Source organism: bacterium, assembly GCA_040755755.1.
Classification (GTDB): domain Bacteria; phylum SZUA-182; class SZUA-182; order DTGQ01; family DTGQ01; genus DTGQ01.
On record JBFLZW010000014.1, the window covers coordinates 16,126 to 31,428 of the forward strand.

Annotated in this window: 14 protein-coding genes; 11 read left to right on the forward strand and 3 right to left on the reverse strand. The window is 48.3% G+C overall.

All coding sequences use genetic code 11. The features are described 5' to 3' along the window. Positions 1–114: 114 nt before the first annotated feature. From AB1611_05240 to AB1611_05285, 10 genes are all read left to right on the forward strand, one after another. Positions 115–537, forward strand: a complete 423-nt coding sequence (locus tag AB1611_05240; protein MEW6378994.1) for a cytochrome c3 family protein — start codon at positions 115–117, stop codon at positions 535–537. Between the two features lie 94 nt (positions 538–631). After that, positions 632–1,711, forward strand: coding sequence for an LPS export ABC transporter permease LptF (gene lptF / locus AB1611_05245; protein MEW6378995.1), 1,080 nt, complete (start codon positions 632–634; stop codon positions 1,709–1,711). Between the two features lie 29 nt (positions 1,712–1,740). Beyond that, the gene (locus AB1611_05250; protein ID MEW6378996.1) at positions 1,741–3,423 is read left to right on the forward strand and encodes an RNA-binding domain-containing protein; all 1,683 of its coding nucleotides are present in this window, start codon (positions 1,741–1,743) and stop codon (positions 3,421–3,423) included. Positions 3,424–3,590: 167 nt separating this feature from the next. After that, positions 3,591–4,673 (forward strand): LPS export ABC transporter permease LptG, encoded by a 1,083-nt coding sequence (gene lptG, locus AB1611_05255; GenBank protein ID MEW6378997.1) that lies wholly within the window; start codon positions 3,591–3,593, stop codon positions 4,671–4,673. A 156-nt stretch (positions 4,674–4,829) separates the two neighbouring features. Next, positions 4,830–5,867, forward strand: coding sequence for a PhoH family protein (locus AB1611_05260; GenBank protein ID MEW6378998.1), 1,038 nt, complete (start codon positions 4,830–4,832; stop codon positions 5,865–5,867). After that, a complete protein-coding gene (locus AB1611_05265) occupies positions 5,828–8,326 on the forward strand; it encodes an HDIG domain-containing metalloprotein (protein MEW6378999.1) in 2,499 nt (832 codons plus the stop codon). Before AB1611_05260 ends, AB1611_05265 begins: the two co-directional genes overlap by 40 nt. After that, positions 8,301–8,660, forward strand: a complete 360-nt coding sequence (gene ybeY / locus AB1611_05270; protein MEW6379000.1) for an rRNA maturation RNase YbeY — start codon at positions 8,301–8,303, stop codon at positions 8,658–8,660. Before AB1611_05265 ends, ybeY begins: the two co-directional genes overlap by 26 nt. Beyond that, positions 8,632–9,372: a diacylglycerol kinase gene (locus AB1611_05275; protein ID MEW6379001.1), complete on the forward strand. Its 741-nt coding sequence runs from the start codon at positions 8,632–8,634 to the stop codon at positions 9,370–9,372. The genes ybeY and AB1611_05275 overlap by 29 nt, the downstream gene beginning before the upstream one ends. 58 nt (positions 9,373–9,430) lie before the next feature. Next, positions 9,431–10,369 carry a hemolysin family protein gene (locus AB1611_05280; GenBank protein ID MEW6379002.1) on the forward strand — a complete coding sequence of 313 codons (939 nt, stop codon included), beginning with the start codon at positions 9,431–9,433 and terminating at the stop codon, positions 10,367–10,369. Between the two features lie 35 nt (positions 10,370–10,404). Further along, the gene (locus AB1611_05285) at positions 10,405–11,310 is read left to right on the forward strand and encodes a diguanylate cyclase (GenBank protein ID MEW6379003.1); all 906 of its coding nucleotides are present in this window, start codon (positions 10,405–10,407) and stop codon (positions 11,308–11,310) included. Here AB1611_05285 and AB1611_05290 read toward each other — a convergent pair. From AB1611_05290 to AB1611_05300, 3 genes are all read right to left on the reverse strand, one after another. Next, complete coding sequence (locus AB1611_05290; protein ID MEW6379004.1) at positions 11,304–12,893, reverse strand: PAS domain S-box protein; 1,590 nt, start codon at positions 12,891–12,893, stop codon at positions 11,304–11,306. The genes AB1611_05285 and AB1611_05290 overlap by 7 nt on opposite strands. A 255-nt stretch (positions 12,894–13,148) precedes the next feature. After that, on the reverse strand, positions 13,149–13,526 hold the full coding sequence (locus tag AB1611_05295; GenBank protein MEW6379005.1) for a hypothetical protein: 378 nt from the start codon (positions 13,524–13,526) through the stop codon (positions 13,149–13,151). Between the two features lie 24 nt (positions 13,527–13,550). Beyond that, positions 13,551–13,769 (reverse strand): hypothetical protein, encoded by a 219-nt coding sequence (locus tag AB1611_05300; protein MEW6379006.1) that lies wholly within the window; start codon positions 13,767–13,769, stop codon positions 13,551–13,553. A 362-nt stretch (positions 13,770–14,131) separates the two neighbouring features. On the opposite strand from AB1611_05300, the gene AB1611_05305 reads away from it, so the two are divergent. Further along, positions 14,132–15,112, forward strand: a complete 981-nt coding sequence (locus tag AB1611_05305; protein ID MEW6379007.1) for a site-specific DNA-methyltransferase — start codon at positions 14,132–14,134, stop codon at positions 15,110–15,112. Positions 15,113–15,303: the final 191 nt, after the last annotated feature.

The following is a 15,303-nucleotide window of genomic DNA, read 5'->3' on the forward strand; positions in this document are numbered from 1 at the left end:
TATTTTGGTATATATTGACAATGGGGAGAAATATTTACTATAATCGTGAGAAATCACGGCCAGGTATTCGGTTGAGCCTGGTTAATCTCATCAGGGAAAGGAGGGATAGATAGAATGAAGAAAGCTCTGTTAGCAATTCTTGTAGTTTCTTTATTGGTGATTAGCGTATCTGCTCTGAGGGCTGCCGATGCTCCGAAGGTCAAGGACTCCTTCGAAATCAATACTTCTGCGGATCATTACAAAGGTGGCAAGAAGACCAAAACTCCTGTTGTTCTTTCCCACAAGAAGCATGCAGATACTGTTGGCTGCAAAGAGTGCCATCACAACATGAAGGATAACAACGATTCGGCCAACGCAAACAAATGCAGCACCAAGGACTGTCACGGAGCAGAAGAAGTACAGCGCGATGGTAAAAAAGTAGTTACCTTAAAAGACGCTATGCACAGCAACTGCTACAAGACATGCCACAAGACCAATAAGGATGCTGTCGCCAAGAATGCTCCCACCAAGTGTGAGGGATGCCATCCTAAGAAATAGTTAAGGTTTTTACGATCGGAATTTCTGAGAAGGGGTAGAGAAAATACTACCCCTTTTTTTTCAACCGCAACAAATTGATTTCAAATGGCCCAAATTGAAGGTTCTTGACCGGTACATACTGAAAGAATTAGTCCCTCCCTTCGGGCTCGGGATAGCGGTTTTCACCTTTGTCCTCCTGATGGGTAAAATACTCCGTCTGACGGACCTGATTATCGGCAGTCAGGTATCGGGAACTGCGGTAGCCCTGCTGCTTGTCTATCTCCTGCCATCCCTCCTTGTTTTCATTATTCCGATGTCGCTTCTTTTTGCCATCCTTATTGTCTTTGGCCGCATGTCATCGGACAACGAAATCATGGCTCTGCGTGCTGCCGGAGTGCCTCTTTACCGTATTATAGCGCCGGTCCTGGCAGCATCCATCGGTATCTTTGTCATCACCCTGTATGTTTCCTGCTTTCTCATTCCCAGAGGAAACGCCGCCTTCCAGCGATTGGCCCTCCATGCTACCTGGAAGAACGCAACCCTGGGGCTTCATGAAAAGACCTTCAATGACAGCCTTGAGGATCTGATTATCTATGTCGATGAAATTTCCGGTTCATCATTGTCCCGGGTGGTTATCTCGGATCAGAGGAAAAAGAACGAAATTATTACCATTTTTGCCCATAAGGGAGAATTGATCGCCGACGATCGGGCATTCAAGCTTATCCTGCGTCTTAAGGATGGTACCATTCACCGGAATAATCCCGCTAATCCGAAGGAATATCACCGGCTGTCCTTTTCGACGTATGATATTCTCATCTCCGGGGCCTATCTGGATGATAAGGGAGATTTTCGGACCATGGGCCTGAGAGAGTTCCACCGCGAGATCGAGCGGCAGAAAAAAGCGGGAAACTCCCTGGATAAGCTGCTGATCGAATGGCATAAAAAATTTTCCATCCCCTTTGCCTGCATCGTTTTTGCCCTTCTGGGATGCCCTTTGGGGGTTCAAAACCGGAAAAGTACCCGGGTCAGCGGATTTGGCTTGAGTCTGATTGTCATTCTGGTTTACTATGCTCTTTTGGCCGCAGGGAAAGTAATGGTTTACGGAGGATGGCTGCCCGCCTGGCTGGCCATGTGGATGCCTAACCTGCTCCTGATGCTGCCGGGAGTCTATCTGCTCAGGCGGCTGGAGGAGTAAAATGCTCAGTTACCTGGATGGAACATGTAATGATACTTGCAGAACTTAATAGAAAGCTGAACGAACTGATGGCACTGCCTGCCGAGGTCGAGTGGGTGGAGTTTAAAGAGGCAAAAAATTCCTTCAAATTTGACGACCTCGGCAAGTATTTTTCAGCTCTCAGCAATGAAGCCAACCTGAAAGACCAGAAATATGGCTGGCTTATTCTCGGAGTTACCGACCAGCCACCGCGGAGAATCGTCGGTTCTCAGTATTGCCCCAATCGGACGGTTCTCGACAGGTTAAAGCAAGGGATTGCCGAAAAGGCCGGTAACGGACTTACCTTTGTTGAGATTCATGAGCTTCTTCTGCCTGAAGGTCGAGTCCTGATGTTTCAGATTCCACCTGCAATCCAGGGGATACCGACTGCATGGGATGGGCATTACTATGGGCGAAATGGTGAATCGCTAGGACCACTCAATTTGAGCGAAATTGACCGGATTCGAGGACAAGCAGTGCGGGAAGACTGGTCAGCAAAAATTTGTCGGGAAGCTACACTCAACGATCTCGATCCTGATGCTATACGGTTTGCCCGCGAGCAATATAAGGAAAAACACCCAAGACAGAGAGAAGAGGTTGATCAATGGGACGATCTGACCTTTTTGAACAAGGGCAAAGTCTGTATCGGCGGCCAGATCACCAATACGGCTATTATCCTGCTCGGGAGGGAAGAGGCCGAACATTTCATTTCTCCGGCATACGGCTGGATAACATGGGTTCTCAAGGATGAAGATGGCATTGCGAGGGATTATGAGCACTTTAGACCACCTCTGATTCTGGCTGTCAGTCGGGTATTTGCCAAAATTCGCAACCTTACCTATCGCTACATGCCAAATGATACTTTATTCCCAGCCGAAATCACCCAATACGATCCCTGGGTCATGAGGGAACTGCTCCACAACTGTATTGCCCATCAAGACTACACCCTGGCCGGGCGGATCAGTGTTGTGGAGGAACAAGAATCTCTCTTATTCACAAACCTTGGTTACTTTATTCCCGGTTCGGTGGAAGAGGTCATTCGCAGTAATGCACCACCTCCGCAATACCGCAATCCGTTTCTCGCTAACGCAATGGTGAACCTGAACATGATCGACACCATAGGCAGCGGCATCAGGCGAATATTTGAGAAGCAGCGGCAGCGATTTTTCCCCCTGCCCGATTATGACCTGAGCGAGCAGCCGGAGCGGGTTGAAGTAAGGCTATTCGGGAAGGTATTGGATGAGAACTATACCCGCTTGCTGGTTAAGGGAACAAACCTTGATCTCATGGACGTGATCGCCCTCGACAAGGTGCAGAAAAAGCGACCACTCACAGAAGAAGAGTTCAAGAGTCTTAAGGAAAGAAAACTGGTTGAGGGCCGCCGTCCGAATCTCTACGTATCGGCCAAGATTGCCGCAGTAACGGATGATAAGGCAACCTATATCAAGCATCGGGCGTTTGACAAAGCTCATTATAAGGCGCTAGTTATTTCCTTTTTGAAGGAATTCCACAAGGCAAAACGAGAGGAAATTGACAACCTGTTATTGAATAAGCTCTCGGACGCATTAACGGAGAAGCAAAAGAGAAACCGAATTACTAACTTATTATCTGAGATGTCCTATAAAGATAAAACAATCATAACGAGTGGTCCTAAGAGAACTGCTGAATGGCGATTGCGCGATAATGAGGAGTAAATTTTTATCTAAAGTCCGCTTGGAACTTGGAAATTAGATAAAAAAATATTTAAAAAACGCTCATTAAAAATTGGCAACCTATTGTATTCAAAAGAGATATTTTATAAATAAAATTTGTAACACCCAGCACATTTAGTTAAAAATCCTGGCTTTATTTTTAAACGCATATGCGCATTCTGGATCGATATCTGATAAAAGAGTTTTTCCGCTCATTTGCCCTGACGGTTGTCTGTCTTCTCGGAATTTATCTTATCATCGAATTTTTCGAGAAGATCGATGATGTCGTCAAGTCCGGTACGAGTGCTGGTCCCCTGGTGAAGTACCTGTTCTATACCATTCCAGCAACTCTCTTCCAGTTCCTGCCGGTGGCCTTTCTGATCGCCGTTTTATTAACCCTGGGAATGATGTCGCGCAACCGGGAGCTTCTGGCCATGAAAGCAGCCGGTATCAGCCTTTACCGGGCAACCTCCATCCTTTTGCTCATCGCCGCCCTTTTCTCGGCTCTCTCGTTCACCTGTCAGGAAACGGTCCTGGTCAGCAGCAATCAGCTTGCCAATTACTATAAGAAGCTGATGGAGGGGAAAAATCCTCGAAAGAGCCTGTCGGAAGGCAGGATATGGTTTTGGGGAACCAGGGGACGCCTCTTTAATATTCAACTGGTAAATGCGGAGCTTCACGAAGTTCGTGGTATCATTATGTTCGAATTGGATCCGCAGTTTCGTATCATCCGCCGGATCGATGCCCGGCAGGGGGCTTACCGCAACGGTATCTGGTACCTGGAACATGGCGTTGAGCGCATTTTCAGTCCGGATGATTTCTCGAAGACGACCTTTGCCGAGTTTGAGGAAAAAGCCCTTTCCATTCCGGAGCAATTTGAGGATATCTTTGCCCTGCAAAAGCTGCCGGAAGAGATGTCATACCGGGAACTGGCCAATTACATCGAGCGGCTTCGCGAAGCAGGCTATAGCGTAGATAAGTATCTGGTGGATTTGCATGCCAAGATATCAACTTCTTTCATTCCCTTTATCATCGCCCTGATCGGAATATCGTTCGCGGTAAAAATCGACCGCAGCGCCAGGCTGTTCAATATTGGATTAGGTCTTCTGATCAGCTTTATCTATTGGGTCATATTTTACCTCAGCATCTCTCTCGGCCGGGCCGGAGCGATTCCTCCGATGCTGGCTGCATGGCTGGGAAATTTGATCTTCCTGTGCTTCGGAGTCTATCTGTTCATGACTATTCCTACATAACACATTGAAAAGTAAAATATATATGATATTTATTTTTCTTGACATCTCCTCATCGTCATGGTATCTTCGCTCTAATGCAATTATACGATAAGCTAGGCCAATTCCGGCTTAACCGAGAGAAAGGATTCAAGAACCGGATTGAACAAAGAACAGGTAATGAAAAAAATTGAATATGATGACAATCAAAGCCTGGTGGATTTTTTCGGCTGCCAGGAAAAGAATCTTCAACTGCTTGAAGATAACTTTCATGTCCAGATTTCAACCAGAGGAAATCAATTCTGTATTCTCGGAGAGGAGAGGAACGTTGACCGGGCAACAAACCTTATCCCGAGACTTCTGAATTTAATCAAGCAGGGGGCAGTAAGTAAAGGCACTGACATTAGATATATTATTCAAGCCTTTACGGAAAACGAAAATGCAGATCTGGAATCGATTTTCCTCGATCGTATCGAAGTGCCGGGAAGAAAACCGTTCATCCGTGCCAAGGGCAGAGTACAGCAGGAGTACATTCAGGCCATCCGAGATCACGATATCGTCTTTGGTATTGGCCCTGCGGGGACCGGCAAGACGTATCTGGCTATGGCTATGGCCGTATCATCATTAATGAAGAAGCAGGTGAGCCGCATTATTCTGGCCCGGCCAGCGGTCGAGGCCGGCGAAAAGCTGGGATTTTTACCCGGTGATTTACAGGAGAAAGTCAATCCTTATCTGCGGCCTCTGTACGATGCCCTCTACGACATGATGGATACGGAGAGAGCCAATCGGCTGATAGAAAAAGACGTGATCGAAATCGCTCCTCTGGCTTATATGCGGGGAAGGACTTTGAACGATGCCTTCGCTATTTTGGATGAGGCACAGAACACCACTTCCGAGCAGATGAAAATGTTTCTGACCCGTTTGGGTTTTGGGTCAAAGGCTGTAATTACCGGCGATGTGACCCAGATTGATCTGCCGTCTGACCGACCTTCAGGATTAGTTGAAGTCCAGTCTATTTTAAGAAAAGTTCAGGGGATCCGGTTTATTTACTTTTCCGAGCTTGATGTCGTTCGGCATAGTCTGGTCCAGAAAATTATTAAGGCCTATGAGAATTACGAACAGCATGAGGAAAATTCCAGGCAGAAAGCTGGTAAGGAACCTGCTCTCAAAAGGAAAAAATGTTTAACCGATGGAGAAAAGGAGCCACCAAGGCTGTAAGTGGCAAAAGGATCCTCTTAAAAGATAAAAAATCCTCATCATCGAGAGCTTACGCTTATTTTATTGCCCAGGTTATCGGCCTGTGGCTGGGGACGACTTTTATCCTGACGTATCTGATCCTTCCTATCGTCAGCGTGCCGATCGTCCCCATGCAGGTTGGCGATATCAGTCCGCACGACATTAAAGCGCCCAAGGATTTCCAGGTCGAGGACAGGGCTACGACCATAAAACGGCAGAATGATGCCGAAGCCAGGATTCTGGCCATCTATGATTATGACGGACGGCTGCTGGCAGACATTGACCAGAAACTGCACCGTGCCTTTGACCTGCTGAGGGAGGTCGCCCCATCGGGAAACAAGCCGCCGGATGAACAAGGGGAAAAGGAAGGCGAAGCAGCGCCAGAGTCCGATCAGGAAGGAACACCTTTTTCTCAATCCCCGATCGAAGATCAATGGGAATACTTCAAGGATGAGACCTACCTTGCCCTGCCACTCGAAGACTTCAAACACCTGGTGCATTATCCGGAGAAAGATCAACTGAAAGACACCATCAGCAGTCTCATGAATAAAATCATGCACATGGGTGTTGTGGGAAGCCTGAATTTTCCCTTGGAGGAAGAAAAAAAGGGTTTTATCAAGAGAAATATCCTCACCGGCCAGGAGATGATCATCAAGGACACGAGTGAAATATTCGATGAGCAGGGGGCCAAAGAGTATGCTCAAAAAGCGGCCAAGTCCCTTTTCCCCCAGGATCATAAAACCTCCCGGCTGGTAGCGGAAATCCTGAAGGGGCTGATTTATCCCAACATGACACTTAATCTGAGCGAGACCCGGCTGCGAAAGATCCAGGCGATTGAGAGTGTAAAGCCGTCATTTTTCCAGATAAAAAAGGGAGAGATGATCGTCCGGGAAGGGGAAAAGATCACGGAAAGCCAGGTTGCCAAGATTAACGAGCTGATCCGGATTATGGAGCAGGAAAATGTTTTCCTCTCCTTTTTCGGAATGGCCATGATCACCCTTTTGACTCTGCTGATGGTGTTTCTTTTCATCTATCGCTATCATCCGCCCATGACCAAAAATATCAAGGACCTGGTATTGATCGCTCTGATAATCCTGGTAACCATTTTTTTCAACAAGATGTTTGTCTACGTAGCCAACGGCCTGTCGGCTACGGTATCACAAATAGAGCATTCCTCCTATCTTTACGCTTTCCCGTTTGCCGCTGCGGCCATGCTGGCAGCCATTTTGCTTGATACCCAGATAGCGGTGATGATCGCGGTTGTTACAGCCATTTTTTCCAGTCTGCTGCTCGGGAAAAATTTCTATTTCTTTTTAGTCGCCTTCTTCGGGAGTATGGGAGCGATCTACGGTTTGTTGTATAAGGCTCATCGAACCGCTGTTGTCCGCGGAGGAGCTATGGTCAGCCTCGTTAACCTGGCGGTAATCATTCCCCTTGACCTGACCAGAGGAATTTTGGTGAGCTCTCAGGGAATTTTCGATTGCATCTTTGGGATTGTGGGAGGACTGGCTTCAGCAACTTTAGTTTCAGCCCTGCTGCCGATTTTTGAATCGCTCTTTAAATTGACCACCGACATCAAACTGCTGGAGCTGCTGAATATGAATCAGCCGATCCTGCGCCGCCTGGCCATGGAAGCACCGGGAACCTATCACCACAGTATCGTGGTCGGTAACCTCGCCGAGGCAGCCTGCGAAGCCATAGGAGCCAATTCGCTTCTGGCCCGTGTGGCTTCCAATTACCACGATATCGGCAAAGTTAAAAAGCCCCGGTATTTTGTTGAAAATCAGATGAATTTTAAAAACGAACATGAACGGCTGGCTCCCAGCATGAGCGGATTGATTTTAATCTCCCACGTGAGGGATGGTGTTGAACTGGCCAGGCAGAATAAAATCAGCCCAGCTATTATAGATATCATCAGTCAGCACCATGGAACCAGTCTCATCAAGTTTTTCTACAAGAAGGCCAAAGATCAGGAAGAGCAAAAGCTCCAGGTGATTAAGGAGGAGGATTACCGATATCCGGGGCCCAAGCCTCAAACCAAGGAGGCGGGAATCGTCATGCTGGCTGATGTGGTGGAAGCTGCCTCAAGGACATTGACTGATCCGAGCCCCTCCCGGATCCGGGGGCTGATCCTGACCATTATCAACCATGTGTTCCAGGATGGTCAGTTAGATGAGTGTGAGCTGACCTTGAAGGATCTTAACCAGATCGCAGGCAGCTTTAACCGGATTCTGACGGGAATTTTTCACCAGAGGATTGCTTATCCTCATATTCAGCCGGGATCGGGTGAGGGGAAAAAGGAAAAAAGTGGAGATTCAACTCAGAAATCAACAAAAGATAGTAAAAATAAGCCTTCCCTTGTGGAGGAAGGCGGTACGGAAAATCTTAAACGCCTTGGGATTTCAAACCAAGGAGGTGAGTATTACATTCGTAACCGATAAGGCCATCAGGGAACTGAACCGGCAATACCGGGGCATTGATTCAGCAACTGATGTCCTGGCCTTCTCGATGCGCGAGGGAGAATTTCCGGAGATTAATCCTGATCTCCTCGGAGACGTGATTATCTCGGTGGAGACTGCTCAAAGACAATCCATCGAGGCAGGGCATCCGCTGGAGCAGGAAACAGGAATTTTGCTGATTCACGGCCTTCTGCACCTGGCTGGCTATGACCATATGGCTGAAGAAGAGGCCATCCGTATGAGAGAAAAAGAGCAGGAGCTTTGGCAGTGTATTCAAACCGAGTTACATGAACATGCTTTCCGATCGCCCGGATGATACGTTAATCGAAAAGCTCAATTACGCCATTGAGGGGATAATCTACTCGGTCAGAACGCAGAAGAACCTGCGTTTTCACCTGGGAGCCGCCGCCCTGGTGTTACTGGCGAGTGCCATTTTGCCTATTTCCAAAGAAGAGATGCTCATTGTGGTGCTCATCATTTCTCTGGTGCTGATAGCAGAGGTATTCAATACAGCCATTGAAGAGATGGTGAACATGATCAGCCCGCATCCCAATGCTCAGGCGAAAATTACCAAAGACATTGCGGCAGGTGCTGTACTGCTGTCGGCTGTGGGAGCCGTAGCTGTCGGCAGCCTGATTTTTATCCCCTATCTTATTTCCCCTGCCTTCACGGCAGTGGGATTTTTTCACCGCCTGAGTGAAGGCACACTGGCTGCCTATACTATCCTTTTTACCCTTCTGGTGGTTATCATCCTTATTGTCATCAGCAAGGCCAAATTCGGGCGGGGTGAGCCCCTGCATGGCGGCATGCCCAGCGGGCATTCCGCTGTGGCCTTCTCGATCGTGACAGCCATAGCCTTTTTGACCAGTAACCCGATCATTATTATGCTGGCTTTCGGCCTGGCCATCATGGTGAGCCACAGCAGACTTCTCCTGAAGATTCATACCCGCCAGGAGGTAATTGTCGGGGCAATCCTGGGCGGGCTGGTTACGGCCGGCATTTTTATCCTTTTTCGCTGTTGCTTTTAAAAGGGAGGAGGTAAAATACTGTTTGCAGTTACAGGAAAATATTTTTTAAGGGAAAGGTATGGAAAAAATAGATAATGCCCCCCCTCCTGAGCAGGAAGAAAGCCTGAGGGAGAGGCTTGGCCTGAAACTCCGGGAGATTTTGGCTCGCCTTTGTTTTGGAGGGGAAAGAACCGCCATCCAGAGCGAAGAAGAGCTCAGACAGTTAATAGATGATGGGGAAAAGCGGGGAGTGATTGAGGAGGAGGAACATGAGATGTTCCGGAGTATCCTCAAATTCGGAGATACCATTGCCCGTGAAGTCATGGTCCCCAGAATAGAAATGCTCTGCATCCGCCAGGATGCCACCTTCGACCAGGTGATAGATTTTATCAATGAAGATGGACATTCCCGGATTCCGGTTTATAAAGATACTATCGATAATATTGTGGGGGTATTATACGCAAAGGATCTTCTGCGCCTGCTCCATAGTCTCGGGCGGGAACGATTCATAGCTGCTGACATTATGCGGCCCCCTTTCTTCATCCCCGAGACAAAAAAAATCAGTGAGCTGCTGCGGGAGTTTCAGCACAAGAAAGTCCATCTGGCCATTGTGGTGGATGAATATGGCGGAACTGCGGGGCTGGTGACCATCGAAGACCTGCTGGAAGAGTTGGTCGGTGAGATCGAAGATGAATACGATATCGAAGAAGAACAGATGCTGGTGGTGGATGAACAGGACAGGCAGGCTGTTTCCGCCGATGGCCGTCTGGGGATAGACGAATTGGAGGAATATTTCCAAATCCCCTTGAAAGAGGACGATTATGAGACGGTAGGCGGGCTGATATTTGCACTCCTGGAAAGGATCCCTCGCCAGGGGGAACAGATTACCTATAAGGGTTTACAATTTACTGTTGAAAAAGTGGATGAGCGAAGAATCCATCGAGTTAAGATAGTCAGGGTAGACATGGGCACATCGGCGGAAGACTCTTTATCTTCTCCGGAAGGTGAGAGAAGCTGAGAGGAGAGTCTCGATTTGCTGCTGGAGGAAAGGCAATGCCTGGAATGCTGAAAAAGGTTCTTCTTGTTGAAGAGGAAGTGGCTGTTAAAGAGCGACTGAAAGAAAACCTGCACAAGGCAGGCTATCTGGTCCTGGAAGCTGATCACGGGTCTGAAGCTCTGGCCATCCTCAACGAACAGATTCCGGATATTATTATTTCCGATGCTTACCTGTCCTCCATGAGCAGCGTGGAGTTTTGCCGCCGGGTCAGGGAAAAACCGCTGACAGCCGTAGTCCCCTTCGTCTTGCTGATGGAGGAAGGAGATACCGAAGAGGCCATAGTCAGGCTGGAAGTAGGCGCGGATGATTATATACTCAAGTCCGCCAGCGCGGAGGAATTGATCATCCGAATTCAGGCCAAGGTTGACCGGTTTCGGACCCTTCGGGAACTGGTCCATGTCGATTCCGTCACTCAGCTTTACAATCGCTACTACTTCGATAAGACCCTGGCCGACATTCTCAAGATATCCGAGCGCTACCATCATGATGTGTCCCTTTCTATCCTGGATATCGATGGTTTTAAAGATTTCAACGATACCTTCGGTCATCAGACCGGAGACTTTGTCATCAAATCCGTAGCCCGGTTTATTCGTGAGAGGCTGCGGGAAGTAGATATTGTAGCCCGCTATGGCGGAGACGAATTCGTGGTGGTTATGCCGGAAACCTCGAAGGGTAATGCAGCCAAAGCCATGACCCGGATTCAGAATGAACTGGGCCGTACATTCTTCCGTTCCGATGGGGTTGATCAGCAGCTCCAGGTTTCCATCAGCTTTGGTATCGCCAACTACCCGACCGAGGCGGCCACTGATTATGAATTAATCCACAAGGCGGATCAGGAGCTTTACGCCCTCAAGAATCTCAAGAGCAAAGCGCTGATGCCGGTATTGAAACGAAATCAGTAGCGACTGCCACTGCCCTGGCTGCCGCGCGGGGATCTCTGGTTACTGGCCGGATTCATGCCGCACTGCTGCAGGTCTTCCGGTGTAGGAAGGGGCAGCTTGATGGTAAAAATCGTTCCCAGCCCCTCTTTGGAGCGCACCCGGATACTTCCCCGATGGGCCTTGATGATTCCGGCACTGATGGACAGACCGAGGCCGCTTCCCCTGCCAACCTCTTTGGTGGTAAAGAAAGGCTCGAAGATTTTACTCAGGTACTTCTTCGGGATCCCGCCTCCGGTATCTTTGAAGATAATCATTACATTTTCTCTGGCCGTATCCAATTTCGTCGAAATGGTTATCTCATCTCCAAGTTTTGTTGCATCAATGGCATTGATGAGCAAATTGACACAGACCTGCTGAATCTGGCTGGCGACAACAATTACCGGCGGAATATTGTGGGCATACTGCTTGATCAAGCGAACTCCCCGGGTTACGGTTTCCGCCTCGAACATTGAGATGGCGTCTTCGATAACCTCGTGAATTTCGTAAAGGTATCTGGGTTCTTCTTTTTGCCGGGAAAAAAAGAGAAGGCTATCGACAATCTTCCCGATACGGTCACATACTCTTTTCATACTGGCAAAATTATGCCCCAATTCTTCATGGGCCTCATATTTTGTGAGCAGATCCTGAATCCGTCCGGAAAGAACAGCCAGCGGGTTATTGATTTCGTGGGCAATGCCGGCTGAAAGCCTGCCCATAGCTGCCAGACGGTCCGAATGGAGAATGTGCTCGTGGATCTTTCTTTCCTGATCTTCGATCTTTTTCTTCTCGCTGATATCCCGGATAGTTGCCAGAGTGACCCATGTTCCATCCACGAGAACATGCGAAGTGGAAATCTCAAGGTCGATAACAGCCCCATCCTTCCTTTGAGCCTTGATCTCAAAGCGGGGAGGATTGGGTTTGCCCTGCCGTCTCCTGGTTATCCGCTCCTGAATGATTTCCCAGGCTTCCGGGGTGCTGAGGGCCATCAAACTTTGGCCGATCAACTCCTTCGGGTTCTTATAACCCAATATTCTGGCCAGGCTTGGATTGACATAGGTAATAGTTTCTCCTGTTGAAATGCCAATACCCTCCAGAGAGCCTTCTACCAGAGCATAAAAATTCTTTTCCCATATCTCCATCTCCCTGGCCTGCCTCCCGGCATCTTTCTCAAGCTCGTTCTCCCGTGATTTGTAATCGGGCATTTCTTCCAGACAAATCAACAGAAAATCAATCAGTCCGGCCTGATTCCTGAGAGGAAATATACTGAGGCTATACTGTACCGATGAGCCGCTGATCATGAATTGAGGGGTTTCATTCCTGAAAACCGGCTTCCCTTCCCGCAGGACACTTGTGCAGATTTCCTGCATCCGGGTTGTAAAAGTATGGGGAAAAATCTCAAACGCGGCCTTTCCCAAAGCCTGGGAAGCCGGGATTTGGGTCATTTTTTCCATCGCCGGATTCCAGAGGCAAATGCGAAAATTTGTGTCCAGCAGATGGATGCCGACGGGAATAACCTGAATGATTTCCTCACCCAGCTCACTGAACCGGCTTATATCCTGCCCCATATGCCAACAATACGGAGATTTTTGAAGATCGGTGCTATCCATGACCTGGCATGACTTGGGTTATAGTAAGGGGTGTACGGCTTAGCGTACATTAAGTTAACTGGTATTTATTTATTCAGCAGCATAATAATAACATATTTTGGAGAAGAAAGCCAGGAGAGAATAAGGGGGCATCCAAGCAGAATAGAGAGGTATTGCCGCACAGCCTGCGGCTGTGCGGCAATATAATCCTCGTCTGGTTTGATTGGATTTCTCTCAGGTTTGTTTTGTCCCGAAAGCATATCCTAAAAGTGCAGTCAGGGCCGGGAATAAAGCATTCAATAGGATCATCTGAATCATTTCCTTTATGAATTTGCGGAATTCAGTCAGATCTTCGCGGACCTTTCCCATGAGCTCATTTAACCGTGCATACCCGACCTCATCAACCCTTCCAGCCAGCACTTCTCGCTGGGAACATTCCAAGAGCCTGGCACACTGATATTCCTTCAGGGCGTATCCTACCATTACAGCAGCAATGAACCCGGCTATTCCAACTAAACCCCATTGAACAAGGCTTATTCTGGCCTTTGTAAGTGGCACTGAAGGAACGGTGCTAACCTCAGCCCCGTGGATAATATCTTCTGGTAACTTCATAGCCTCTTCATCTTAAACCATAGTTTAAGTTTTTATCTGCATGAGGGAAGGCATAGCTAACCGGTGTACATCCGATCCATCTTCTGTGGTAGACAGGATCACCGACCTTTTGGCCTTCTTCTCACTTATAGCCCAGCTTAATAAAGCAAGAGCCTCCCGTACAACGTCCGTAGAGTTTTTGACTTGCAGTTCTTTTTCAAGTGCGGTCATAAACTCGTCATCAATTTTAAAGCGAACCTCCATTGTTTTTTGTCCTCCATTATGCTTTGTTCCTTGCCCGAAAATCGCTGAGTACCATTGACCTCTGGTAACAGGAACCTCAAGGCTTAATATTTCCGGGCGATGTCAGAGGCCTCCTTTCTTGCTCCTTACTTCTTATTCCGTATTTTATCCAAAATTTTTCCAACAGTCAAGAGACGTAATCTCTTTGGGAATAATTGGAAGGCATTGATGCGATGCCCGGCATCGGGCATCGCATCGAAAAATACTGGCCGAACAGCCTTTCCGCCGTGTCGCGGATTTTTCGCTTGCATTCCTGCCGGAATCTACTATGATAGTATAGTACTCAGGCATAAGAGGCACAAAGATGAATTGAGAGAAGAGAAATGAAACCATACACTCAGGCCCTGTTTGACCAGAAGCGCAAAATTTCAGATGAATTTGCCCTTTCGGAACATATTGTCGTCTACCCCGGAGACTGCCTCAACCTGCTGAAGACGATTCCGGCTGAATCGCTGCAGCTCATTGTTACATCGCCTCCCTATAACATTGGCAAGGAGTACGAGGAAAGGCTCCATCTTGATCTGTATCTCCAGCAGCAAGCGCAGGTAATTGCCGAGTGTGTGCGCGTTTTATCGCCGCAAGGGAGCATTTGCTGGCAGGTCGGCAACTACGTTGACAGAGGGGCGATCATCCCTCTGGACACGGTTCTCTATCCCATCTTCTCAGGTCTGGGTCTCAGGATGCGTAATCGCATCATCTGGCACTTTGAACACGGACTGCACTGCAGCCGCCGGTTTTCCGGACGATATGAAACGATCATATGGTTCACAAAGTCTGACGAGTATGTTTTTAACCTTGATGCCATTCGTGTGCCCCAGAAATATCCGGCGAAAAAGTACTACAAAGGACCCAAAGCTGGCCAGTATTCATGTAATCCCCTCGGAAAGAATCCAGGGGACGTGTGGGAGATCCCGAATGTCAAGAGCAATCATGTCGAGAAGACTGACCACCCCTGCCAGTTTCCGGTAGAGCTGATCGAACGATTGGTTTTATCTCTAACCAACGAAGGAGATTGGGTGTTCGACCCATTTCTTGGAACAGGGACTGCGGTCATTGCAGCTATTCGTCATGGCCGCCGGGGCGCTGGTGCGGAAATCGTCCCCAACTACGCTCATCTTGCACGACAAAGAATTCAGCAGGAAACCGAAGGCACATTACGGACCCGTCCAATGGATAGACCAGTCTATGACCCGGTTGAAGCGGGAAACAGTCTGGCCACTTCCCCCTGGAAGAAGAATACCAGGCAGATTACGCTATTTGAGGAAAGCCCGGAATACGGTAAATTGGAATATCCTCAGTTATGACTCCCCAGACAATATCGATATAACACCAAAATAACCATGAATCAGTTTGTCTCTCATCCTCGCATTCGCTACCGGACACTTTTACTGTCTCATTCCCGCGCAGGCGGGAATGACGAGGTGCGACCGGCATGGTCGATACCTAGCTGGTCAAAGTCCAGCCATGAGCCGGAAAGGAGGCGACATGGAGACAA